Consider the following 21,736-nt stretch of genomic DNA (forward strand, 5'->3'; position numbering starts at 1 on the left):
CCTGCGGGGATTCCAGAGGTGTATTTAGGCCCTTGCGTCAGTTTTGGGCCAATTTTGGGCCAATTCGACTCGAGGCGGCAGCTTCTCCAGCTCCCTCCAGTCCGAGGAGGAGCTGATCCATTTCGCGTAGGTAGAGAGCAACATCTCGACGCTGTGGCCGAGCTGGTTCGCGATGAACACGAGGTTCATCCCAGCCATCAGGCACATGGTCGCGTAAGTGTGGCGGGTATCGTACTGCCGGCGTTCACGGATGTTCAGCGCCTTCAGCGCCGATTTGAAGTGGCGGATTGTAACACTTGGCTCGTTGATCCACAGCCCACCTTTGCTCGGTTGGAACACGAAAGGGCTGACCGGGTACGCCGACTTTGAGGCTCTCCGGCGGAGAGTCGCCATCCGCGTGGCTTGACTGATGGTGTTGAAGGCTCGCTCATTGAGCCGGATAACCCTGTGATGCGTGGTCTTTGTTCGTTCCTGGGGAGCGGTTGAGTAATTCGACCATGCATTGCTGTCGGTGGCGGCAGGTATGTTTAAATGGCTGTCCTGCAGGAGGATCGATATGAGCAAGGCTGCAAAAAAAACGTTCTACATCGCTGGTGCACCAATGATCGCCGTTGGCGCGGCTTTCGCCGCAGTGGGGGCTAGCGGCCAGCCCGCGTTCGGCTGGACAGCTGCAGGGCTGATGATCCCCGGCGTTGCCTTGCTGATCGTTGGCGCCTGCCGGAATCGCCGGCGGGCTTGAGTTGTAAGGGAGGGGCTACAGCTGGGCGGAGTACGAATACACCCCTTAGCCGTTTGCGAGCTATATGTGGGCCAAATCCATGGCCGAGGTAGCGGGTTAGCCCCGTGACCTCATCGCTATTCACCTCGCCGACGGCCAGTTCTCCTAGCGGCTTAGTTTCCGGTCATCAGCGTTACGGACAGTGTCAGGTTAATCCCCGTACGGTTCTCCAAGACAAGCTGGTCTGCTGCGTCGATGCCAACTGCTCTGCTTGTTCTTGGTGGTCGTGCGCCCCGGCCAGCGCCATGTTGGCGGTCATGCCAACGACTGCGACTGTGCTCATGGGTATCTTCAAGACAGGCGCCGCCCTCGCCAGGGTGGCGTGATCAATTTCCACTTCCGTCCTCCGGTGCTTAGGGACGGGATTTACCAGAAGAAAGAGATCAAGAGAGTCTTCGATAGCTTCGACGATTCATCGCATAAGGACGACGAGCATTGGGCGGTCGATATTCGAAACATTGATGATGCCCAGCTGTTGATCCGCACCCTTAACCTGCGGTGATCAACCCTATAAAAGGTCTGACCCCAAGGTCTGGTAACTGCCGCACCAAAGTTTTTGGATCGGTATTCAACCTTCGGTACCTCAATTTCCAGGGCCGATCAGGAAGTCGTTGCGGCTGATCTTGCGACGGTTGCGGTGCTCGGGTCGTATGCTCAGGTTGTGCCAGAGCAGGTCGAGCTGCTTTTCGGCTACTTCGGTCATGGATCTCTCTTTGAGGTTGAATAGCCGGTTTTGGTCGCCCTGGGCATCGACGGCAACGTATTCGCCACCCCGGCATGAGCAGCGCCCTCCCTAATTCGCCACGAGCTGCCGCTGAGCGACGGGATAAGGCGCTTGCAATGCCATGACTGAGAGCAATCGGCCGGGGCTGCCATAGGGTCTGATCGTCAGTCTATTGCGCGCGCAGACCAACATTATGGTGGACTGAACTATTCAATGTTCTGGATTGATCTGCCAGTACCCGTTACCTTGATATTTCACGCAAGGAGTTCGGACATGGCAGATAAATATGTTGGAAAAATAATTGGCGTTGGCACGGATAACTTGGACTACGTGATTAACATATATCAGGACGAGATCGTCGAGCGCTCGCCAGACGGCATGGTTCGACATGAAGGCCTGAAGCATTTCGAAATGCAGTTTGGTGGTGACGTGAAGAAGATTTCCGAAACCGAGTACGAGATTGTGGCTACGGGGGTGAGGGTCACTGTACAGAATGGTCAAAGCTAGGAGAGGCGGTACTTTCAAGTCCTTATAAGCCCGTGAAGCAGAACCATTGTGTTTCGGATCACTGCGATACACCCGCTTGAGCAGCGCGTCACTGACCGTTCGAGGCTGGCCAACACATAAAGCCCGCTATCGAATCCGTTCGACCCGGTCGGCCACTTGGCGTGCTCGTTCCAGCAGCGCTTCAGGGGAGCCGTCGAGCGGCACGGCCACGCGCAGCCGGCCGAGTGCGCGGCCCTGGATGCGGTCGATACCGCCGTGCAGCAGGCGCACTTGCCGTCCCAGCGCTGCCGAGATGCCGGCAAGGTCGGGTTCCAGTGCCCGTTCGCCGGTGTAGTGCAACTCCAGCCATAACTCGTCACCCGCACTGTCCGGGGCCTGGCCGGCTCTGGAAGGGCCGCGCAGGAGTATCTGGCTGACGGCGTGATGCGGATCGCCGAACACTTGCCAGACTTCACCCTGTTCCACCACGTGCCCACGTTCGAGCACGGCCACGCGGTGGCACAGGTCGCGGATGACTTCCATTTCGTGGGTGATCAGTACGATGGTCAGGCCCAGGCGGCGGTTGATGTCGCGCAGCAGGTCGAGGATAGCCTGGGTGCTTTCCGGGTCGAGTGCGGAGGTGGCTTCGTCGCACAAGAGGATCTGTGGTTGCAGCACCAGCGCCCGGGCAATGCCTACTCGTTGCTTCTGGCCGCCGGACAATTGTGCCGGATAGGCGTTGCGCCGCTCGCTCAGGCCGACCAGTTGCAGGAGCTCATCGACGCGACGGACGCGTTCGTCACGGGGTACGCCGGCCATGCGCAGGGGCAGCTCGATATTCTCGGCCACGCTGCGGGTAGCCATCAGATTGAAATGCTGGAAGATCATGGCCACCTTGCGGCGTAGCTCACGCAGGCGCGAGCCGGCGAAGTTGGCGATGTCTTGGCCATCGATCAGTACCTGGCCTTCGCTGGGTGTTTCCAGGCGGTTGATCAGGCGCAACAGCGATGATTTGCCGGCGCCGCTGCGGCCAATGATGCCGAATATTTCGCCCTGCTGGACGTGCAGGTCGATGCCCTGCAGGGCCGTCAGCGAACCATAACGCTTGGTGACGCCGCGTAGTTGCAGCTGTGCGGTACTAGCAAGGATTTCTTGGGAAAAGCGGGTCACGATCGGAGCGCCCCAATGTGTCGAAGTTAAAGAACGCCGGAGCATTCCGGCGCCTGCTAGAGAGGGGTCAGAACCCCGGTGCGATCTGGCCCTTGTAGCGGGTCAGGATGAACTCGCGTACTTGCGGTGAGTTGAGGGCCTTGGCCAGCTTCTGGATGCCGGGGGCCTGGAGGTTGTCCGGACGCGCTACCAGGAACTCGACATAAAGATCCTTGCCTTTTTCGACGATCAGGGCGCTGCTGGTGTCGATGCCGGCCTCCAGCGCGTAGTTAGCGAACACGAAGGCCAGGTCGACCTGCTTCACTGAGCGGGCCAGCATGGCGCCTTCGAGCTCACGGATCTTCAGGTGGCGCGGGTTGCCGGTAATGTCGCGCTGGGTCGACTGTGGGTTGCCCGCGTCCTTGAGTGTGATCAATCCGGCTTCGGCCAGCAGTACCAAGGCGCGGCCGGTGTTCACCGGATCGTTAGGGATGGCCACGCTGGCGCCGTCGGGCAGCTCGGCGAGGTCCTTGTACTTGGCCGAGTAGGCGCCGAAGGGCTCGATGTGCACGCCGACCACTGGCACTAGGTCGGTATGGCGGGTCTTGTTGAAGTCGTCGAGGAAGGGCCGGTACTGGTAGTAGTTGGCATCGAGGTTCTTTTGCGCCAGTTGCAGGTTGGGTTGGATGAAGTCGTTGAACACCTTGATGTCCAGGTCGACCCCTTCCTTGGCCAGGGCTGGTTTGACGAACTCGAGGATCTCGGCATGCGGGACGGGGGTGGCGCCGACGACCAAATGCTCGTTGGCGTGAGCGTTGAGCGCAATGACAGCGGCCAGGGCGGTCAGGATTCGTTTCATAGGGAGGCTCCAAAAAGTAGGGTCAGCGTCGGGTGAAATGTCGGACCAGGCGGTCGCCGCTCATCTGCAGGGCCTGTACCAGCAGGATCAGCAACAGCACGGTGACCACCATCACGTCGGTTTGGAAACGCTGGTAGCCAAAGCGGATCGCCAGGTCGCCAAGGCCGCCGCCGCCGATCACACCGGCCATCGCGGTGTAGTCCACCAGCACGATGGCCGTGACCGTGACTGCGGCGATCAACCCGGTGCGGGCCTCTGGCAGCAAGGTGTACCAGATGATCTGCCCGGTGCTGCCGCCCATCGACTGGCCGGCTTCCACCAGGCCGCGATCCACCTCGCGCAGCGCGGTTTCCACCAAGCGGGCGAAGAACGGCGTACAACCGATCACCAGTGGCGGGATGGTCCCGCGCACCCCCAGCGATGTGCCGGTGATCAGGGTGGTCAAGGGGATAAGCACGATCAGCAGGATGATGAACGGCAGCGAGCGCAGCACGTTCACCACCACTGACAGGCTGCGGTACAGCGGTGCGTTGGCCAGTAGCTGACGTTGCCCGGTGAGGTACAGCAGCACGCCAAGCGGCAGGCCGAGCAGCACGGTGAAGCCCAGGGCGGCGCCGAGCATGCTCAGGGTGTCCACGCAGGCCTGGCCGATTTCTCCCCAGTCGAGGTTGGCGAGCAGTTCGTTCATCGTCCGGTCTCCTGGCGCAGCGCTGCCACCGGATGCGGTGCGCGCAGGCGGTCGCCCTGGCCGAACAGCTTGTTGCGAAGGGTGCCTTCGGCGTATTCACGTTTGAACAGGCCACGTGCCTGCAGCTCCGGCACCAACAGCTCGACCACGGCGACGAAGGTTTCCGGGGCGACCACGCTGGACAGGTTGAAACCATCCACGCCAGTCTCCTCGACCCACTCCTGCAACTGGTCGGCAACGGTCTTGGCCGAGCCGACCAGTACCGGGCCATCACCGCCGATGGCGCAATAATCGGCGATCTCGGCAGTGGTCCAGGTGCGCGTCGGGTCGGCACGGGTAAAGGCCTCGACGGCGGACTGAATGGCTTCGCTGGGCACTTCGCGCAGCACCTGGTCCGGTGTATAGCGGGCGAAGTCGATGCCGGTCCAGCCGGACATCAACGCCAGGGCGCCGCTGGCACTGGCGTACTCGCGGTATTCGCGCAGGCGCGCCAGGGCGGCTTCATCGGTTTGCGCGACGATCACCGTGAGCTGTTCGAGGACCAGGATATCGCTGGCGCTGCGTCCGGCAGCGATGGCAGCGGCGCGCACGTCGGCGACCTGCTTCTTCAGTACGGTCTTGCTTGGCGCGGCGACGAATACGCACTCGGCGTTGGCGGCGGCGAAGCCCCGGCCACGGCTTGAGGCGCCCGCCTGATAGAGCACCGGCGTGCGCTGCGGCGAAGGCTCGCTCAGATGGAAGCCGGGCACCTTGAAATAGGTGCCTTCATGACCGATGCCATGCACTTTGCGCGGATCGGCGTAGACACCGCTTGCACGGTCGGCGCGCACCGCATCTTCTTCCCAGCTGGTCTCCCACAGCTTGTAGCAGACCTGCAAGTATTCCTCGGCCATCGCATAGCGCTGGTCGTGGGACAACTGGTCGCGCTGGCCGAGATTGCGTGCGCCGCTGGCCAGGTAGGAGGTAACGATGTTCCAGCCGGCGCGGCCCCCGGTCAGGTGGTCAAGGGTGCTCATGCGCCGGGCGAAGGGGAATGGATGCTCGAAAGACACTGATGCCGTGACACCGAAGCCCAGGTGCTGGGTCGCGGCGGCCATGGCCGGAACCAGTTGCAACGGGTCGTTGACCGGCACCTGGGCGCCGCTGCTCAACGCCGCGTCGGCGTTGCCGCCATAGACGTCGTACACGCCTAGCACGTCGGCAATGAACAGACCGTCGATGCAGCCCCGTTCCAGGGTCTTGGCCAGTTCGATCCAGTAGTGGATATCGGTGTAGCGCGTCGCCTGGTCGCGCGGATGCCGCCACAGGCCGGGTGAGAGGTGGCCTACGGTGTTCATGGCGAAGGCGTTGAGACGTATCTGCTTGGTCATGACACGGCCTCAGTTCCAGTCGTGGCGCGTCGGCTTGATGCCGTTCAGGGCCCAGTTGCCGACCAAGTGGTACTTCCAGCGCACGGGGTCGTGCAGGGTGTGCACGCGGGCGTTGCGCCAGTGCCGGTCGAAGTTGTGATGCACCAGCGAGGAACGCGTGCCGCCCAGTTCGAACAGACGGTTGCTGGCCTCGATGGCGACTTCGGTCGTCAGCACTTTGGCCTTGGCCACCGCGACCGAAGCCGCGGCGACGTTATCCTCGTCCGGTGCCGGTCTGGCGGCATCCAGCACGCGCCCGGCGCGTTCCAGCAGGGCCTCTGCGGCCTCCTGGCGGATCTCCAGCGAGCCGATCTGGATGATGGTCAGCGGGTCCTCGCTGGCTTTTTCCACGCCGGCGTCGATCCAGGGGCGGGCGTGCTCACGGACAAAGGTGATGGTGTCGTCCAGCGCCGCGCGGCCGATGCCGGCGTCGATGGCGGCGGTGGTCAGCTGGGCGAAGGGGCCGGCCAGGGTCGGGCTCTCGTAGGAGCGGTAGCTCGGAAACAGGTTGAAGGCTGGCACGCGCAGGCCGTCCAGCAGTACGGTGCCGCTGGAGGTGGTGCGTTGGCCCATGCTGCTCCAGTCATCGACTACCACCAGGCCAGGTGTGCCACGCTGTGCGAAGGCCAACTGCGCGCGGCCTTGATCATCCAGCGCCAGCACACCGATCCAGTGGGCGTACAGCGACCCGGTGCAATAGCCCTTGCGCCCGTCGATGCGGTAACCGTCACCCTCGGCGACCAGGCGCGTGCGGATGTCCTGTACGGTCTTGCCGCCGGTTTCCGACAGCGCATTGGCGAAGCGATGGCCCTTGAGCACCAGGTCGAAGAAGAAACGCTTCTGCTCCTCGGTGCCCTGCAAGCGGATGTCTTCCAAGAGGCAGTAATGGTTTTGCGGAATTTGGCCGAGCGATGGGTCGGCGGCAGAAACGATGGCGATCACCTGCGCCAGGGTGGCGAAGGACACCTGCGCGCCGCCGTACGCGCGAGGGACGGTGATGCCCCATAAGCCGCTGTTGGAAAAGGCATCGACCACCTCGGCAGGCACCTCGCGGCGCCGGTCACGCTCGGCAGCCCCTTCGCGCAACAGCGCAGCGATACGGTGCGCGACGGCGATGGCTTCGGCATCGTCGCGAATGACATGGGCATCCGGCTGGCGGATGTCGTAGTGGGCGGATACGGCAGGAGTGGACATGGGTTCCTCAGGGGCTGTGCGAAAACACAGAACGCCTGAGCATGAACCATGCCATGCTGGTTATTCCTTTTAATTCAATAAGTTGCAATTGGTTTTAGATGTGGGTGTTCGGCTGTGAACAGCAAGGTGTTGGCCGGGTGTTTCTTGGTGAACAGTTGCCTGAGGGGCAGTTGGTGGCAGGGTTTGCGTTCAGGTCTGTTCAGGAGGTGCGGCGGATCGCAAGACGAAAAAAAGCCCGCACGGAGGCTAATGCCTGTCAGTTAAGGCGCAGAGCGGCCCCATTGGCCTTAACTGACTGGCATTACGCACAAAGGCGGGCTTTTTACGATGGGTGCTGATCCTTCAGCAGGTCCAAGTATAGTCAGGGCGATGTCATATGGCCATTAATTGTGAGGTTTGAATCGTTGAGGTAGCAAGGGGAGGCTTTTGCATTGTGATGATAGAGTGCTGACTCTTGGCCGCAAACCTGGGCCAACTGCTTGAATATTTGTGTCTTTGGAGCTTGTGCATGCGCAATCTGGACTTCAGTTCCTGGGAAGGGATTCTTTCAACGCTGTTTGGACTGGCAGTGATCACGGTGATCGGCGTCGGCATTCGTCTGCTTGCCATGCAGACGATCCAGCAGCGGCGAGAGCGTGAAAACCGGCAGATCAATGAACGCTTGCGCACCCTCATCGCGGCCTACAAGACGCTGGGCGGCTCCTTCACCGGGAACCTTGAAGTCGATCCGACCCACCTGCGTGATCTGCTCCGCAGAAAGGAAAGCGAAAAGGTCACCGAGACGCAGGGGGCTGTCGTCGAGCCCGATAGTGAAGTGGCGGGCAGTGATCGGGCACGGCGGATGCGTGATGCCGTCGAGGCCGCGTTGTCCGACATCATTCTGCTGGGCACCGAGGAACAAGTGCGGTTGGCCGCCCAGGCCGCGTCGGAACTGGTCGCGGGCCGTCCGATACATACGGCAGAGCTGGTCATTTCCTTGCGTGACTTCATCCGCAGCGTGCTGAACCTGGATCCGGTGCCTACGCAGCTTGCGATTCCCCGGCAGGGGCCGGTCCGTCCATCCTCTGCCCGTGGCGGCAAGGGTGAGAAGGATGGGGCCAAAGGCGGCGGAGGAAAAGGTGGTGGCGGAGGTGGTGCCGGTGGGGGAGGCCAGGGCCTTGGTATAGGCCTGCATGGCGGCGGCCAGCAGGAGCCGCCTCCGCATCATTGATGGGCGGGTTCTCCGGCGGTCCGATAGGTGCTTTCTCCTGGGTCATGGCGCGCATACTCCAGGAAGCTCAGGGATCCTGAGCACTTGAGAGGTGTGTATGACCAATGAAAAGAATGGCGTAGGGAATGGTCCTGGGGGCAAGGGCATCGATGAGAAGGATGCTGCATCGGCTGCCGAGGGCCATCAGTCGCAGCCCCGACCCGCGGAACAGTGCACTCCTGATGTAGATGAGCAGGCGCCGTCCAAGGGCAACAGCGCACTGGGCGCTTCAAATGCCGAAAGGTACAGCTACCGGGATGAGCTGCCATCTCGACGCAACTGACATGGTGGGGCTGCTACGCAGCCCATCGCGACACAAGGCCGCTCCCACAGAGGGCTTGCAAGCCATAATATATTTACGTATCGGCAAGCCCCTTGTGGGAGCGGCCTTGTGTCGCGATGGGGCGCGCAGCGGCCCCAAACCATACGACAGATGCCTTAAGTGAACAACATTACGGCATAGGCCGGGTTCTTCATTTGAGTTCGCTGTTCTTTCTATCGCATTCGGCTTGAGCCTCGGCGCGACTTTTGAAAGTTATCGTGAGGCGTACTTTTTCTTGGTTATCGTAGATATCGAAGCTGCCCGGCTCGGTTCTCGCGCGAAAGCGGGCGCCGCTGAGAGAGCTTTCTTTCAGTATGGGGACGGCAGGTACAGTCACGAATCGCGCTCGCATTTGTTGCACCTCCAGAAAACCTAAGTTGTAGGGGCAAATCAGGGTATCCGCAAGGTGGCGGGCACTGGGATGGGGCCCGGCCCGGCAGACAGTTCGCTCGTTGCCGGCCATGTTGCGGGCTTTTCCCTGGCATTGTGCAGCGCAAGAAAGCGGATGCACGCACGTAGTGTTGTGCGTAGAGTTCGGTTTCATCCAACTACTGTCGGACTGCGTGTATGTCTCATGCCTTTGCCATCCTCCCTTCACCTGTCGGCGCGCTCACCTTGGTGGCGCGGGGCGACAAACTGGCGGCGGTGCTGTGGGAGAACGAACGGGCCAACCGCGTGCGCCTGGGCGAGTTGCACCGGGACGAAGGCCATCCCGTCCTGCAGGAAACCGCACGTCAGTTGGGTGAGTATTTCGCCGGCCGGCGCCAGCGTTTCGACCTTGAGCTGGACTTTCTCGGCACGGACTTCCAGCGCCAGGTCTGGGCCGCGTTGCTGACCATCCCCTTCGGTGAAACCCGCAGCTACAGCGACATCGCCCGACAGATCGGCAATCCGTCCGCGGTGCGTGCGGTAGGCGCGGCCAACGGCCGCAACCCAATCTCGATCATTGCTCCGTGCCACCGGGTGATCGGCGCCTCGGGCAGCCTCACGGGCTTTGCCGGCGGCCTTCAGGCCAAGCAGTACCTGTTGGCATTGGAAGGCAGGCAGAGCCTGGCGTTGGATTTCTGAACCTGTGAACGGGTTGGCCATACCTGGCTGGTCTACCTGGAAACATCTTGTTATGGTGCCCCCCTTTTTCACATCCAGTGTAGAGAGGGAGCTTATGCACTCATTTTTCGCCAAGACTTTCGGTGGCCTGACCACCAGCTATTATGTCCGCCAATTCCTGTTCGGATTGATCTTCGCAGTGCTCATCGTCGCTATGGCACTGAACAACCCATCGGGCGTCAAGCTGGGTATGGTGGGGTTCGCGCTCATTAATACTCTGTTGTACCCCTATTCGCGTTTTGTCTACGAAAGCATCGTTGGCTACATCATGGGCAACAATGTGTTCTTCGTGAACGCTTTGCTGATGCTATTTGTCAAGCTAATGAGCATGGCCATGTGCTGGTCCTTCGCGATTTTTATCGCGCCGGTGGGGTTGGCTTACCTGTTCTGGCGCAACAGTCGACCTTCTTCCAACTGATTCGACACAAGCCCTGATACTGTTCACTCAAATACCGCTTGAGAGGAAAGTACTGGGGCTTTGATGAAGTGGCTCTGGGCCGCGCCCAGGCTCAGCCAAACAGCCAGGCCAGCAACCCCAAGACGACGGCCAACAGGCTTCCGGCGAGCGCCGTGTACTCGAGGCGGGCGCGTCGGGCCTGGGCCGCCACTTCCCGTAGATACTGCCCCGGAGGCGGTGCGTCCGGGCGATGGCGCAGGCCTTCGGCGACATCGTTCAGCCGCCCCTGGATCAGCAGGCCGACCAGGTAATAGGTCAGGGCATAGCTGGCCAGCGCCAGCAGCAGGTATTTCATGACGCCGGGCCGGCGAGGGGCAGGGCGCTGGCGCTTCGCTCCAAGGTATCGAGCAGCACCAGGCCTTCTTCTTCGGCACCCAATGCAGCCAGCAGCCGGCCTTGGTGATCCCAGGCGGCGGAGCGGCCCGCGCCGATGAAATTGTCCGCCGCACCAACGCAGTTGGCCATCAGCACGGGCATGCCGAAACGGCGGGCGACCTCGGGGTAATGCTCGAAACCCTGTTCGACGCCTCTGGCGCTCTTGGCGACGCTGGCCAGGTAGATATCCGCTCCCAGCGCCCGTACCTGTTCGGCGTGGCTGTCGAACATCGATTCGTAGCAGATGGCGGGGGCCAGGCGCAGTTCTGCAGCCTGGAATACCAGAAGCTGGTTGCCCGCAGAGAACCACGGCAGTTCGTCGGGGTGTAGGCGCTGCTTGGCATAGATCAATCGTGGCGCCCCCGGCCGCAGGACCGGCATGCCGATGCGTACGCCGTGCTCTGTGGCCAATGGCAGGCCGAGGGCAACGGTGATGCCATGCTGGTCACACAGCCGCTGCAGCGGATCGAGCAGGGGTGTTTGGCCTGGCTCGGCCAGTTCACGGGCGAGCGTGGGCTCGTAGCCGCTCAAGGACAGCTCGGGGAAGAAGACCAGGCCCGCTCCCAGGCGCACAGCCTGGCGGACTGTCCGCAGGTGCCGTTCGAGGTTGCCTTGCAGGTCGCCCTTGAGCGAGCCCAGTTGTACGGCGCAGATCTTCACGAATGGTCATCCTTGGCTAGGGTTCTGGCGAGGATACTACCCCGCGCGATAGCCCGGCCAGCGCCTGTCCGAGGAGAGCGCGTCAGGATGCGGGCTGTGGCGCGAAGCGCTGGCGGAACCAGTCGTTGAGCATGGCTTTTTCCGCAAAGAGGCGGTCGCTGCTGGTCTGGCGTCCTGGCCGGCTCAGGTACATCTTGTCGCTGACACGGTCCGCGGCCTCTTGTTGGGGTTGACCCGGCTGCGACAGGGTGTAGTGCAGGTCGATGGTCGGCCAAGTGATGTCACGCATGAAGCGCACGTTATAGGCGCGGCTGTGCCAGGGCTCATAGCGTCCAGCCAGGTCAATGTCGCGGATGTCGATTTGCAGTTGCTGGCCGGGCTGCAGGTAGCGCTGGCCGAGCTTCTGCAAGTGCTGGGTGAGCGCCTTCATCACTTCTGCGTCAGCGCCACGCTCGTAGCCAGGGCTGTTCAGGCTAGCATCGCGGAATTTCTCGGGATGGTCGAAACGGACCTCGACCTGCGATGTCGGGGCGGTTTGTGCCATGCTGTCGAATGCCAGCACCATCAGCACGGCACAGGTCAGAACGGGACGCATGATGCACCTCCAGAGGGGGACTGCTTGCCCGTCCATTCTACGCCTGTTGCACGAGCAGCAGCAGAGGGGCGTTGCCATGAGCCGGATCGAACGGATAGCCGCCAATTCCAGAGGACGTGACCTGGCCGTGGGCGATATCCATGGCCATTTCCAGCGCTTGCAGCAGTGCCTGGACCGTATCGGCTTCGATCCGCACTGCGACCGCCTGTTCAGTGTCGGCGACCTGGTGGACCGTGGGCCGGACAGCGAGCAGGCGCTGGAGTGGCTGGCACGGCCGTGGTTCTTCGCGGTGCAGGGCAACCATGAGGCGCTGGCGGTCAACCATGTCTGCGGTGGGCGGCTGGACCGTGCCCTGTACCGCTCGGCAGGTGGCGCCTGGTTCCTTGACCTGCCGGAGGCGGAGCAGCAGCGTTTCGTCGAGGTATTCGCCACCCTGCCGATCGCCCTGGAGGTGGAAAGCGCGGAGGGTCTGATCGGTCTGCTGCATGCCGATTGCCCGTTTGCCGATTGGGCCGAGTTGCGTCGGCAACTGCAGGAGGGGCCGGACAGCGAGGTCCAGGAGGTCTGCCAATGGTCCCGGCGGCGGCTGCAGCAGGACGACAGCCGTGGCATCGAGGGTTTGCGCGCATTGCTGGTGGGGCATACGCCGGTGCATCGGGTAAAGGTGCTGGGCAATGTCTGGCACCTCGACACGGGAGGCTGGGCCAGTGGTCACTTCAGTCTGCTCGATCTGCGTAGCCTGACTTTGCTCAGCCCCACGCCAGGTGCATGAGCACGCCCAGGGCCAGCAGGATCAATACCGCGCCTGAGCAGCGCTCCAGCCATGGCAGGGCCTGGGAGAAGCGTCGCAGCACGCGGCGGTTGCCAATGGCCACGGCCACCAGCAGGTCCCAGAGCAGCACCATGAAGAACATCCAGCCACCGTACAGCAGCTTCCAGCCCAGGCCGGTATGGCTGGCAGCGACCATGCTGGCCAGGCTGACATAGAACAACGCGTTCTTCGGATTGAGGATGGCCGAGAGCACGCCCATGACCTGGCTGCGCGCGTCGGCTGTCGACCGGCGCGAGGCTACTGCTGCCGGCGTGGCGGATGAACAGCACGCCGAGGTATAGCAGATAGGCACAGCCAGTCAGTTGCAGCGTGATGAACAGGCCGCTGTCGGGGAGCAGGGCCGACACGCCGGTAAACGCGGCAAGGATGAACACGCCATTGGCCAGGGCGATGCCCAGGCAGGCGCCGCTCGCCACCCGCCATCCGGCGCTGATCGAGGTGCGGGCGACCAGGAAGAAATCCGGCCCGGGAGACAGCAAGGCAAGGAAATGGGCGGCGGCAACGATCAGGAACTGCTCCATGGGACGGCACTTCTCCAGCACGAAAGAAGCCGCGAGTCTGCGCCGTTGTCATCCGGTGGTATTGAAGAATATTGCGTGGGCAGCGACCCCTGATGGGGGGTGTGATCACTACAACCGGTAGTGTCCCGGCGTCACTCCGGTATGAGCCTTGAACACCCGTTGGAAGTGGCTCTGGTCGGCAAAGCCCAGGCGATAGGCGATATCGGCCAGCGCCTGGCCCTGGCGTAACCAGCGTCGTGCCTGATTGATCCGTGCGTTGAGCAGGTAGGCGTGAGGCGTCAGGCCGGTGGCGGTGCGGAAAACCCGGATCAACGGGTAGCGGCCCAGGCCTGCCCAGGCGGCCAATCGTTCCAGGGACAGCTCCGCGGGGTCGGCTGCGGCGACCTGCTCGATCAAGCCTTTCAGGGCCGGGGCGTTCAAGCTCGGTGCTGGCGCGCAAGCCAGCGCAGGGTAGTGTTGTAGGTCCTGGTCGCCGATGAACTCGATCAGCGCAGCTTCCTTCTCGGTGGGCTTGGCGCTGGAGAACAGCAGTTCGTTGAGGCGGCAGAACTGCCGGTAAAGCTGTGGCTGACGGCTGATCCGCGCCGGGGCGCGCTGTTCGTTCGCCTCGATGCCGGACTCCAGGCGCAGGCGCCGTAGCCATTCGGCATCCAGGTGAAGCATCTGGTAGCTCCAGGCCTGCCCTGGTTCGGGGTTGCAGGCATGCACCCGGTGCGGCGGCACCCACACCAGGGTGCCGGGCATCAGCTGCTCCTGGCCTGGGCCGGCGCCACTGAAACGGCTGAGGCCAGCATCCACTGCGCCGATGGAGAAGGTCGGATGACTGTGGGCCTTGTAACAGGCGCGGCTATGGCAAGCGCGGCGGCTCTCCACGAAGGGAAGGGCAGGGTCGCGCCAGAATGCCTGTTGTGGGTTGGCGCTGGTAGGGGGCATGGCGGCTTCCTCGATCAGGTTGGCAGCTTAGCAAGGGCCGGCCCGGCGCCGCAAAAAGAAGGTTCTTCACGGATTACTGGGGGATTGGGATTGTGTGATGACACACCAGGTGCCTGCCTTGAGTCCTGTGGCGCTCTTCAGATCCCGCGCCGGCGCATCGCGACACAAGGCCGCTCCCACACCATGGTCTGTGAGATAGGTGTTGTCAGCCTTGGCGCAAGGCGAAAGATGGGATGGGGGCTGTTGCGACCACCTCAATATCTTTGTCGAACAAACAAGGGCTTAAAACTTCGGTCTGTCAGGCCATGGCACGTTGCAACACATGTAGGAGCGGCCTTGTGTCGCGATGCGCCGGCGCGGGATCTGAAGAGTGCCACAGGACTCAAGGCATGCACCCGCTGGCCATAAAAAAGAAGGCCCCGACTGGGGCCTTCAAAAGACCTTGCGTACCTGCTGCTACAGGGACTGCAAGGCAATGCTGGCGGTTTGCGAGTTCTGCTGGCTATCGGCGTCCATCCACACCCATTGGCTGCCATCGCCTTGCAGGTTCTCCGAGATGCTTTGGATCTGCGAGGTACTGATCGTCACCACGCCCTGTTCACTGGCTGTCGGGCCCATGGCCGTGACCTGACCGGACAGCAGACCATTGGAGGTTTCGTTGACCACGAAGACCACCGCTTTGTCCTGGCGGAACTGGCAGGAAATGAACTGGTTGATAGTGCTGACGATGGTCAGGCTCATCCACTTTGACGGGGGCACGCTGTAGTAGCGGGTGTATTTGTTGAACGGCACCTGCTCGCCATTGGCTTGCAGAGGTTGGTTGTTCAAGCCGGCGGTGTTGGTCGGCATGCTGACGCTGCCGAGCCAAGCCTCGATCTGGGCGATGCCACTGTTGGGTGGAACCGACAACGACACGGTCTGGGTATCGGTACCCGAGACGAAGCCCAACGACGCCAGACCGGCATCGGCCGTGGTGCCAGGCACCGTGATCTGACAGGGCGGCTGGCTGTTGCTCCAGACCACATTGACGATGGCGTTGTTATCGTTCTGAGCCGAGTTGTAGATGAATACGCCATACAGCTGACCAGGGCGTAGCGTGGTGCAGGTGGCCGTATCACCGGACTTGAGGGTGATGCGTTGACCGCCGTTCCAGTTGATCTGGGCGGCGCTGACTCCGATGCTATCCATGTGGAATTTCCTTTTCCGAGAGGTTTGACGGTACAGGTGCGGTAACGCTGCCTCCGGATGCAGGGCTCCATGCACCTGGGCACTGAAGTGCCAACAGCAGGTATAGCCCCAGGGTCGATGCGCTTTCCAGTCGGGGTGATATTGAGTTGCTATCAACGTGGTGCAGCAAAAAGCGATTGGCTCTAGCCGGGCCTTAAGCCGTTGTTGTGCAAGAGTTGGAGGGGGCGCTGGGAATACAGTTTTTTGCTTTGACTGTACCTTGACGCTTGCCTTGGCCTGGCGAGAGAGTGGCGCCTGTTGTCATCGGAGAAACGCCATGGACCTCTCAAGCCTTCTGCTGTTCATCCCTGCCTGCTTTGCCTTGAACATGGCGCCGGGGCCGAACAACCTGTTGTCGCTGCACAATGCCAGCCGTTATGGCTTGCGCACCGCGTGCGTGGCCGGTGGCGGGCGGCTCCTTGCGTTCAGCGGCATGATTGCCCTGGCAGCCATGGGCCTGGCGGTGGTGCTGCACACCAGTGAATACCTGTTCCTGGTGATCAAGGTGCTGGGCGCTGCCTACCTGTTTTACATCGCCTGGCAGCTGTGGCACGCCCCCGTGGGCGAGGTGGCCGAAGCCGCCGACCAGCCGCGCGGCACCTGGCGGCTGGCGCGGCAGGAGTTCTGGGTCGCGGCAGGCAATCCTAAAGCGATATTGATATTCACCGCGTTCCTGCCGCAGTTCGTCTCGGTCGGCAGCGCCACGCCGGTGGCTGAGCAGTTCCTTTGGCTGGGCGCGTTGTTCCTGCTGCTAGAGTGGGCGGCGATTGCCCTCTACGGCGCGCTCGGCGCCTACTTGCAGCGTTGGTTCAACCACCCGGGACCGCGCCGGGTGTTCAACCGGGTCAGTGCGTCGCTGCTGGGTTGTGCCGGGGTCGGGCTGTTGGCGGCACGCCGTTAGCGCACGCTCAATCGCGGTAGAACACCTGGACCAGGTGGAAACCGAATTTTGTCTTGATCGGCCCGTGCACCACGCGCAGCGGCTTCTTGAAGATCACCTGGTCGATGGCGCCGACCATCTGCCCGGGGCGGACCTCACCCAGGTCGCCGCCGCGTTTGCCGGATGGGCAGGTGGAGAACTTCTTCGCCAGCACGTCGAAGGCTTCGCCCTTGGCGATGCGCTGTTTGAGCTGTTCGGCCTCGGCAGCGGTCTTGACCAGGATATGGCGGGCTTGTGTTTTCATGATGTACCTGTACGACGGGGCAAAAGCCGCCATTATGCCTGATCGCGCAGCTCCGCGCGGTCACGGAACTGCTCCAGCGCCTCGGGGTTGGCCAGGGCATCGGTGTTCTTCACCGGCAGGCCGTGCACCACGTTGCGCACCGCCAGTTCCACCAGCTTGCCGCTGATGGTGCGTGGGATGTCATCGACCTGGGCGATCACTGCCGGCACATGGCGTGGCGAGGTGTACTGGCGGATGACCTGGCGGATACGGGTTTGCAGGGCGTCATCCAGTTGCAAACCGTCGCGCAGGCGCACGAACAGCACCACACGCACATCGTTCTGCCATTGCTGGCCGATGGCGATGCTCTCCAGCACTTCCTCGATCTTTTCCACTTGGCGGTAGATCTCCGCCGTACCAATGCGCACGCCGCCGGGGTTGAGCACGGCGTCGGAGCGGCCATGGATCGCCAGCCCGCCTTCCGGGCTTTCTTCGGCGTAGTCGCCTTGGGCCCAGACGCCGGGAAACTGGCTGAAGTAGGCGTCACGGTAGCGCGCCCCGTCGCTGTCGCCCCAGAAGCCCAAGGGCATGGCCGGGAAGGGGCGGGTGCAGACCAGCTCGCCTTTCTCGCCGATCAACGGCTTGCCGTGCTCATCCCAGACTTCGACGGCCATGCCCAGGCCCTTGCACTGGATCTGGCCACGTCGCACTGGCAGGGTCGGGTTACCGAGCACGAAGCAGGAGACGATATCTGTGCCGCCGGACATCGAGGCCAGGCACAGCTCGGGCTTGATCTGCCGGTAGACGTAGTCATAGCTGTGCGGTGACAGCGGCGAACCGGTGGACATGAGCAGCCGCAGGCTGTCCAGGCGGTGGCTCTGGCGCGGCACCAGGCCTTCCTGTTCGAGGGCGGCCAGGTACTTGGCGCTGGTGCCGAAGGCCTGGATGCCTTCGGCGTCGATCAGGTCGATCAGACGCTCGGGGCCAGGGTGAAAAGGCGAGCCATCGTACAGGACCAAGGTCGCGCCCACGGCGAGGCCGCTGGCCAGCCAGTTCCACATCATCCAACCGCAAGTGGTGTAGTAGAACAACACATCGTCGGCCTTGAGATCGTTGTGCAGGCCGTGCTCTTTGAGGTGTTGCAACAGCACGCCGCCGGCGCGGTGGACGATGCACTTGGGCACGCCGGTGGTGCCGCTGGAATAGAGGATATACAGGGGGTGGTCGAACGGCAGCGCCTTGAAGCGTGGCTCGCCACCGGCCTGGTAGAAGTCGTCCCACAGGCTGACCCGTGGGGCGTTGAAGGCCTCGGCGCGGGTGTCCAGGCGGGTATAAGGCACTACCACCAGGTGTTCCAGGCTAGGGAGTTGCTCCAGCACTTGGTTGATCTTGTCCACCTGGTCGATGGACTTGCCAGCGTACTGATAGCCAGCGCAGACGATCAGTAGCTTAGGTTCGATCTGGCCGAAGCGGTCGATGATGCCATGGGTGCCGAACTCCGGTGACGAGCATGACCAGATGGCGCCGAGGCTGGCGCAGGCAAGCATGGCCACCAGGGTCTGCCAGGTATTGGGCATCACCGCCGCCACACGGTCGCCGGCCTGGATACCGGCGGCCTCCAGCGCGCGCTGCAGACCGGCGACATGGCGGGCCAGATCGGTATGGCTGAGCACCTGACGGGTACCGTCTTCACGCAGCGCGATCAGGGCCGGGCGGCCATCGCGGCGCAGCAGCAGGTGCTCGGCGAAATTCAAGGTGGCGCCGGCGAACCAGCGCGCATCGGGCATGTGCAGCCCCTCGTCGAGCACCTGGGTGGCTGGCGTGTGCCAGCGCACTTGGAAATACTCGACCAGGGACTGCCAGAACGCGGCGGGCTGTTCGATGCTCCAGCGGTGCAACGCCGGGTAGTCGTTCAGCTCCAGGTTGAAGCGCAGGTTGACCCAGCGGCGGAAGGCCTCCATCCGGCTGGATTCGACCTGCGCCGCAGAGGGATGCCAGAGGACATCATTCATGCCGCGCTCCTCTTTTTACAGGGCTGTCTTACTCCACTTTAGCCTGTTGCACGTCGGCGGAGGCGGACCAGATGCGGTAGCGGACCTCTACGCCCTCAGGCACATAGACCACCACCGGCAGCTTGCTGTTGTAGCGCAGCAGGAAGCCGTCGCCGACCACCGGCACGAAGGCCTCGGTCTTCTTGTTGTCCGGGCAGGCCATCAGGGTGCTGGCCGGGCCGGCGACCTTTTCAAGGCGATAGTAGTTGTAGCCCCAGCCTTGCAGGGTGTGTTCCTCGAGCGTACCGCCCAGGCGCTGGCGGTTGCAGTCGACCTCCAGGGTCTTGCCGGCCAGGACTTCGAGCTTGTAGGCCGACTCGTCGGCCTGTTCGGGCAGGTGGATGACCTGGCGGGTGAAGCCTTTTTCAGCCTCGGGGTAGGGCGCGACATCCTTGAGGCTGGCCGCCATCGCCGGAACGGCGGCGGCCAGGGACAGGGTGAACAACGCGGTGATGGAGCGTGGGCGCATAGGGCCTCCTTGCAGATGATAAATCGCGAGCGTACTGCCAGGCCCCGGACGGGCCCTCACTGGGCCAGCCAACCGCCATCGACGTTCCAGGCGGCACCACGGACCTGGCTACCGGCCTCGCTGCAGAGGAACAATACCAGTTCACCGAGGTGTTCGGGGGTGACGAAGGCCAAGGAGGGCTGCTTCTCGGCCAGCAGTTCCTGTTGCGCCTGTTGCGCCCCGACCCCGCCGGCAGCACGGTTGTCGATCTGTTTCTGCACCAGCGGGGTGAGTACCCAGCCGGGGCAGATGGCGTTGCAGGTGACATTGCTGGTGGCGGTTTCCAGGCCGACCACCTTGGTCAGGCCGACCACGCCGTGCTTGGCCGCCACATAGGCGGCCTTGCCGGTCGAACCGACCAGGCCGTGCACCGAGGCGATGTTGACGATCCGCCCCCAGTTGCGCGCCCGCATGCCTGGCAATACACGCTGGGTGCCGTGGAACACCGCCGAGAGGTTGAGGGCGATGATCCTGTCCCAGGCCTCGACCGGGAACTGCTCCACCGGCGCCACGTGCTGGATGCCAGCGTTGTTGACCAGGATGTCGACGCCGCCGAACGTGCTCTCGGCGTAGGCGAACAGGGCTTCGATCTGGGCCGCGTCGCTGAGGTCGGCGGGATGATGGCCAACCTTGACGCCATGCCGGGCGACTTCGTCGATGGCGGCCTGAGCATCGCCAAAGCCATTGAGCACAAGGTTGGCACCCGCCCTGGCCAGCACCAGGGCAATGCCCAGGCCGATGCCGCTGGTGGAACCGGTGACCACAGCTGTCTTGCCGTTGAGATTCATGCAGCGCTCCTTCTAGACGATACCGGTGGCGTAGAACGTGGCGATGACCACGAACACGGCCAGGGTCTTGATCAGGGTAATACCGAAAATGTCTTTGTATGCCTCGCGGTGGGTCAGGCCGGTGACGGCCAGCAGGGTGATCACCGCGCCATTGTGCGGCAGGGTGTCCATGCCGCCACTGGCCATGGCGGCGACCCGGTGCAGTACTTCGAGGGGAATGCCGGCGGCATTGGCTGCGGCGATGAAGCTGTCGGCCATGGCCGCCAAGGCGATGCTCATGCCCCCGGAGGCGGAACCGGTGATGCCCGCCAGCAAGGTCACGGTGATTGCTTCGTTCACCAGCGGATTGGGGATGCCGCGCAGGGCATCGGCCAGCACCAGAAAGCCCGGCAGAGAAGCGATCACCGCGCCGAAACCGTACTCGGAGGCGGTGTTCATGGCGGCCAGCAGGGCACCGCTGACCGCACTCTTGCTGCCCTCGGCCAGGCGGCTGCGGATCGTACCGAAAGCACAGACCAGCACCATCAGGATGCCCACCAGCAACGCCGCCTGCACCGCCCAGATCGCTGTGAGCTTAGTCACATCGCTCTCCACCGGGGCGCCCATGCCGGGCAATTGCAGGCTGTGGCTGGCGCCATACCACTGGGGGATCCAGTGGGTGAACAGCAGGTTCATCACGCCCACCAGCAGCAGGGGCGAGAGGGCCAGCAGCGGGTTTGGCAGGGTCAGGTCTTCAGCGGTTTCCGGTTCGTTGCGCAGGTTGTGCCCATAGCCCTCGCCAGCCCGTTGGGCCTTGTTGCGCTGGCGCTGCAGGTAGAGCATCCCGGCGCCGAACACGAACAGGGCGCCGATCAGCCCCAGCCAGGGTGCGGCCCAGGCCGTGGTGTTGAAGAAGGTGCTGGGGATGATGTTCTGGATTTGCGGCGTGCCAGGCAGGGCGTCCATGGTGAAGGAAAACGCGCCCAAGGCGATGGTCGCCGGGATCAGGCGCTTGGGAATGTCGCTCTGGCGGAACATCTCGGCGGCGAAGGGGTAGACAGCGAACACAACCACGAACAGCGAGACACCGCCGTAGGTGAGCAGGGCACAGACCAGCACGATCACCAGCATGGCTTGGCGGGTGCCGAGCAGACGGATGGCGGCGGCGACGATCGAGCGCGAGAAACCCGACAATTCGATGAGCTTGCCGAATACGGCGCCGAGCAGAAATACCGGGAAGTAAAGCTTGATGAAGCCGACCATCTTGTCCATGAACACGCCGGTGAAGGCTGGAGCAACGGCAGAAGGGTCGGTCAGCAGCACCGCGCCGAGGGCGGCGATAGGGGCAAAAAGGATCACGCTGTAGCCGCGGTAGGCAGCCAGCATCAGCAGCGTCAAGGCTGCCAGGGCGATGAGCACGGTCATCCGGGGGGATCTCCTGGGTGAATCTTGTTGTTATGGGTGCCGGGAGATAGCGGGAATCATGCCATGTTAATAACTTATTGATTTATAAAGAATTTATTGTGTAATGAAACTTACTTGTCTCTGATCTGAGACTTGACGCCTGGGTCATGCATGACCGAAGGCCTGTAGGAGCGGGCTTGCCCGCGAAACGAGGGCAACGCTGTCGCCTTGGCCTGGGTATTGTCTGCGCTGGCGCATCGCGGACAAGCCCGCTCCTC

The 21,736-nt window shown here is 62.7% G+C and carries 25 protein-coding genes and 1 pseudogene; 8 read left to right on the top strand and 18 right to left on the bottom strand.

The annotated features are described in order from the left end of the window. Nucleotides 1-24 precede the first annotated feature (24 nt). Nucleotides 25-393 carry a site-specific integrase gene (locus tag ACYU03_RS12100; RefSeq protein WP_461891450.1) on the bottom strand — a complete coding sequence of 123 codons (369 nt, stop codon included), beginning with the start codon at nt 391-393 and terminating at the stop codon, nt 25-27. Nucleotides 394-556: 163 nt separating this feature from the next. Between ACYU03_RS12100 and ACYU03_RS12105 the strand changes: the two genes are divergently transcribed. From ACYU03_RS12105 to ACYU03_RS12115, 3 genes are all read left to right on the top strand, one after another. Next, nucleotides 557-739, top strand: coding sequence for a hypothetical protein (locus ACYU03_RS12105; RefSeq protein ID WP_461891019.1), 183 nt, complete (start codon nt 557-559; stop codon nt 737-739). Nucleotides 740-989: 250 nt separating this feature from the next. After that, nucleotides 990-1,280 (top strand): hypothetical protein, encoded by a 291-nt coding sequence (locus ACYU03_RS12110; protein WP_461891021.1) that lies wholly within the window; start codon nt 990-992, stop codon nt 1,278-1,280. A 495-nt stretch (nt 1,281-1,775) separates the two neighbouring features. Beyond that, a complete protein-coding gene (locus ACYU03_RS12115; RefSeq protein ID WP_461891023.1) occupies nt 1,776-2,009 on the top strand; it encodes a hypothetical protein in 234 nt (77 codons plus the stop codon). Between the two features lie 126 nt (nt 2,010-2,135). Here ACYU03_RS12115 and ACYU03_RS12120 read toward each other — a convergent pair whose 3' ends face one another. The 5 genes from ACYU03_RS12120 to ACYU03_RS12140 all read right to left on the bottom strand — a co-directional run bounded on the left by ACYU03_RS12120 (nt 2,136) and on the right by ACYU03_RS12140 (nt 7,287). Further along, nucleotides 2,136-3,158 carry a methionine ABC transporter ATP-binding protein gene (locus ACYU03_RS12120; protein WP_461891025.1) on the bottom strand — a complete coding sequence of 341 codons (1,023 nt, stop codon included), beginning with the start codon at nt 3,156-3,158 and terminating at the stop codon, nt 2,136-2,138. Between the two features lie 67 nt (nt 3,159-3,225). Beyond that, nucleotides 3,226-3,996 carry a MetQ/NlpA family ABC transporter substrate-binding protein gene (locus ACYU03_RS12125; protein ID WP_461891027.1) on the bottom strand — a complete coding sequence of 257 codons (771 nt, stop codon included), beginning with the start codon at nt 3,994-3,996 and terminating at the stop codon, nt 3,226-3,228. Nucleotides 3,997-4,018: 22 nt separating this feature from the next. Further along, nucleotides 4,019-4,684 carry a methionine ABC transporter permease gene (locus ACYU03_RS12130; RefSeq protein WP_461891029.1) on the bottom strand — a complete coding sequence of 222 codons (666 nt, stop codon included), beginning with the start codon at nt 4,682-4,684 and terminating at the stop codon, nt 4,019-4,021. Then, the gene (locus tag ACYU03_RS12135; RefSeq protein ID WP_461891031.1) at nt 4,681-6,054 is read right to left on the bottom strand and encodes an LLM class flavin-dependent oxidoreductase; all 1,374 of its coding nucleotides are present in this window, start codon (nt 6,052-6,054) and stop codon (nt 4,681-4,683) included. The genes ACYU03_RS12130 and ACYU03_RS12135 overlap by 4 nt, the downstream gene beginning before the upstream one ends. Before the next feature lie 9 nt (nt 6,055-6,063). Continuing rightward, complete coding sequence (locus ACYU03_RS12140; protein ID WP_461891033.1) at nt 6,064-7,287, bottom strand: SfnB family sulfur acquisition oxidoreductase; 1,224 nt, start codon at nt 7,285-7,287, stop codon at nt 6,064-6,066. A gap of 508 nt (nt 7,288-7,795) precedes the next feature. Here ACYU03_RS12140 and ACYU03_RS12145 point away from each other — a divergent pair. After that, entirely contained in the window at nt 7,796-8,497 is a 702-nt protein-coding gene (locus ACYU03_RS12145; RefSeq protein WP_461891035.1) for a hypothetical protein, read from the top strand. A 512-nt stretch (nt 8,498-9,009) separates the two neighbouring features. Here the strand turns inward: ACYU03_RS12145 and ACYU03_RS12150 are convergent. Then, a complete protein-coding gene (locus ACYU03_RS12150; protein WP_461891036.1) occupies nt 9,010-9,321 on the bottom strand; it encodes a hypothetical protein in 312 nt (103 codons plus the stop codon). Nucleotides 9,322-9,425: 104 nt separating this feature from the next. Between ACYU03_RS12150 and ACYU03_RS12155 the strand changes: the two genes are divergently transcribed. Continuing rightward, on the top strand, nt 9,426-9,926 hold the full coding sequence (locus ACYU03_RS12155) for a methylated-DNA--[protein]-cysteine S-methyltransferase (protein WP_461891038.1): 501 nt from the start codon (nt 9,426-9,428) through the stop codon (nt 9,924-9,926). 94 nt (nt 9,927-10,020) lie between these two features. Next, nucleotides 10,021-10,383, top strand: a complete 363-nt coding sequence (locus ACYU03_RS12160; RefSeq protein WP_461891040.1) for a hypothetical protein — start codon at nt 10,021-10,023, stop codon at nt 10,381-10,383. Nucleotides 10,384-10,474: 91 nt separating this feature from the next. Here the strand turns inward: ACYU03_RS12160 and ACYU03_RS12165 are convergent, their stop codons facing one another. From ACYU03_RS12165 to ACYU03_RS12175, 3 genes are all read right to left on the bottom strand, one after another. Further along, nucleotides 10,475-10,717: a hypothetical protein gene (locus ACYU03_RS12165; protein ID WP_461891042.1), complete on the bottom strand. Its 243-nt coding sequence runs from the start codon at nt 10,715-10,717 to the stop codon at nt 10,475-10,477. After that, complete coding sequence (locus tag ACYU03_RS12170; protein WP_461891044.1) at nt 10,714-11,457, bottom strand: carbon-nitrogen hydrolase family protein; 744 nt, start codon at nt 11,455-11,457, stop codon at nt 10,714-10,716. Before ACYU03_RS12170 ends, ACYU03_RS12165 begins: the two co-directional genes overlap by 4 nt. Nucleotides 11,458-11,539: 82 nt before the next feature. Next, a complete protein-coding gene (locus tag ACYU03_RS12175; protein WP_461891046.1) occupies nt 11,540-12,052 on the bottom strand; it encodes a DUF3016 domain-containing protein in 513 nt (170 codons plus the stop codon). Nucleotides 12,053-12,128: 76 nt separating this feature from the next. On the opposite strand from ACYU03_RS12175, the gene ACYU03_RS12180 reads away from it, so the two are divergent. Next, complete coding sequence (locus tag ACYU03_RS12180; protein ID WP_461891048.1) at nt 12,129-12,824, top strand: metallophosphoesterase; 696 nt, start codon at nt 12,129-12,131, stop codon at nt 12,822-12,824. On the opposite strand, the pseudogene ACYU03_RS12185 reads toward ACYU03_RS12180, so the two are convergent. The 3 genes and pseudogenes from ACYU03_RS12185 to ACYU03_RS12195 form a co-directional block, all read right to left on the bottom strand. Next, a pseudogene (locus tag ACYU03_RS12185) lies at nt 12,802-13,405 on the bottom strand (LysE family translocator). The gene ACYU03_RS12180 and the pseudogene ACYU03_RS12185 sit on opposite strands and share 23 nt — an antisense overlap. Before the next feature lie 108 nt (nt 13,406-13,513). Then, complete coding sequence (locus ACYU03_RS12190) at nt 13,514-14,338, bottom strand: helix-turn-helix transcriptional regulator (RefSeq protein WP_461891050.1); 825 nt, start codon at nt 14,336-14,338, stop codon at nt 13,514-13,516. A gap of 456 nt (nt 14,339-14,794) precedes the next feature. After that, entirely contained in the window at nt 14,795-15,526 is a 732-nt protein-coding gene (locus ACYU03_RS12195) for a hypothetical protein (protein WP_461891052.1), read from the bottom strand. A 316-nt stretch (nt 15,527-15,842) separates the two neighbouring features. On the opposite strand from ACYU03_RS12195, the gene ACYU03_RS12200 reads away from it, so the two are divergent. Next, complete coding sequence (locus ACYU03_RS12200) at nt 15,843-16,466, top strand: LysE family translocator (protein WP_461891054.1); 624 nt, start codon at nt 15,843-15,845, stop codon at nt 16,464-16,466. A 7-nt stretch (nt 16,467-16,473) separates the two neighbouring features. On the opposite strand, the gene ACYU03_RS12205 is transcribed toward ACYU03_RS12200, so the two are convergent. From ACYU03_RS12205 to ACYU03_RS12225, 5 genes are read right to left on the bottom strand one after another with little or no spacing between them, the layout of a single operon-like run. After that, nucleotides 16,474-16,749 (bottom strand): peptidylprolyl isomerase, encoded by a 276-nt coding sequence (locus tag ACYU03_RS12205; RefSeq protein ID WP_461891055.1) that lies wholly within the window; start codon nt 16,747-16,749, stop codon nt 16,474-16,476. A gap of 32 nt (nt 16,750-16,781) precedes the next feature. After that, entirely contained in the window at nt 16,782-18,740 is a 1,959-nt protein-coding gene (locus ACYU03_RS12210) for an acetoacetate--CoA ligase (RefSeq protein WP_461891057.1), read from the bottom strand. A 28-nt stretch (nt 18,741-18,768) separates the two neighbouring features. Then, nucleotides 18,769-19,248 (bottom strand): serine protease inhibitor ecotin, encoded by a 480-nt coding sequence (gene eco / locus ACYU03_RS12215; protein WP_461891059.1) that lies wholly within the window; start codon nt 19,246-19,248, stop codon nt 18,769-18,771. Nucleotides 19,249-19,304: 56 nt separating this feature from the next. Next, entirely contained in the window at nt 19,305-20,075 is a 771-nt protein-coding gene (gene hbdH, locus ACYU03_RS12220; protein WP_461891061.1) for a 3-hydroxybutyrate dehydrogenase, read from the bottom strand. Nucleotides 20,076-20,087: 12 nt separating this feature from the next. Beyond that, nucleotides 20,088-21,479, bottom strand: a complete 1,392-nt coding sequence (locus ACYU03_RS12225) for a GntP family permease (protein WP_461891063.1) — start codon at nt 21,477-21,479, stop codon at nt 20,088-20,090. Nucleotides 21,480-21,736: the final 257 nt, after the last annotated feature.

The organism is Pseudomonas sp. X10 (assembly GCF_054889225.1).

Bases quoted from the DNA above. Each gene is read 5' to 3' on its own strand.
- ACYU03_RS12100 (WP_461891450.1), bottom strand. From the start codon at position 393: ATGGCGACTCTCCGCCGGAGAGCCTCAAAGTCGGCGTACCCGGTCAGC.
- ACYU03_RS12105 (WP_461891019.1), top strand. From the start codon at position 557: ATGAGCAAGGCTGCAAAAAAAACGTTCTACATCGCTGGTGCACCAATG.
- ACYU03_RS12115 (WP_461891023.1), top strand. From the start codon at position 1,776: ATGGCAGATAAATATGTTGGAAAAATAATTGGCGTTGGCACGGATAAC.
- ACYU03_RS12125 (WP_461891027.1), bottom strand. From the start codon at position 3,996: ATGAAACGAATCCTGACCGCCCTGGCCGCTGTCATTGCGCTCAACGCT.
- ACYU03_RS12130 (WP_461891029.1), bottom strand. From the start codon at position 4,684: ATGAACGAACTGCTCGCCAACCTCGACTGGGGAGAAATCGGCCAGGCC.
- ACYU03_RS12135 (WP_461891031.1), bottom strand. From the start codon at position 6,054: ATGACCAAGCAGATACGTCTCAACGCCTTCGCCATGAACACCGTAGGC.
- ACYU03_RS12140 (WP_461891033.1), bottom strand. From the start codon at position 7,287: ATGTCCACTCCTGCCGTATCCGCCCACTACGACATCCGCCAGCCGGAT.
- ACYU03_RS12145 (WP_461891035.1), top strand. From the start codon at position 7,796: ATGCGCAATCTGGACTTCAGTTCCTGGGAAGGGATTCTTTCAACGCTG.
- ACYU03_RS12150 (WP_461891036.1), bottom strand. From the start codon at position 9,321: ATGGCCGGCAACGAGCGAACTGTCTGCCGGGCCGGGCCCCATCCCAGT.
- ACYU03_RS12155 (WP_461891038.1), top strand. From the start codon at position 9,426: ATGTCTCATGCCTTTGCCATCCTCCCTTCACCTGTCGGCGCGCTCACC.
- ACYU03_RS12160 (WP_461891040.1), top strand. From the start codon at position 10,021: ATGCACTCATTTTTCGCCAAGACTTTCGGTGGCCTGACCACCAGCTAT.
- ACYU03_RS12165 (WP_461891042.1), bottom strand. From the start codon at position 10,717: ATGAAATACCTGCTGCTGGCGCTGGCCAGCTATGCCCTGACCTATTAC.
- ACYU03_RS12175 (WP_461891046.1), bottom strand. From the start codon at position 12,052: ATGCGTCCCGTTCTGACCTGTGCCGTGCTGATGGTGCTGGCATTCGAC.
- ACYU03_RS12180 (WP_461891048.1), top strand. From the start codon at position 12,129: ATGAGCCGGATCGAACGGATAGCCGCCAATTCCAGAGGACGTGACCTG.
- ACYU03_RS12190 (WP_461891050.1), bottom strand. From the start codon at position 14,338: ATGCCCCCTACCAGCGCCAACCCACAACAGGCATTCTGGCGCGACCCT.
- ACYU03_RS12195 (WP_461891052.1), bottom strand. From the start codon at position 15,526: ATGGATAGCATCGGAGTCAGCGCCGCCCAGATCAACTGGAACGGCGGT.
- ACYU03_RS12200 (WP_461891054.1), top strand. From the start codon at position 15,843: ATGGACCTCTCAAGCCTTCTGCTGTTCATCCCTGCCTGCTTTGCCTTG.
- ACYU03_RS12205 (WP_461891055.1), bottom strand. From the start codon at position 16,749: ATGAAAACACAAGCCCGCCATATCCTGGTCAAGACCGCTGCCGAGGCC.
- ACYU03_RS12210 (WP_461891057.1), bottom strand. From the start codon at position 18,740: ATGAATGATGTCCTCTGGCATCCCTCTGCGGCGCAGGTCGAATCCAGC.
- eco (WP_461891059.1), bottom strand. From the start codon at position 19,248: ATGCGCCCACGCTCCATCACCGCGTTGTTCACCCTGTCCCTGGCCGCC.
- hbdH (WP_461891061.1), bottom strand. From the start codon at position 20,075: ATGAATCTCAACGGCAAGACAGCTGTGGTCACCGGTTCCACCAGCGGC.
- ACYU03_RS12225 (WP_461891063.1), bottom strand. From the start codon at position 21,479: ATGACCGTGCTCATCGCCCTGGCAGCCTTGACGCTGCTGATGCTGGCT.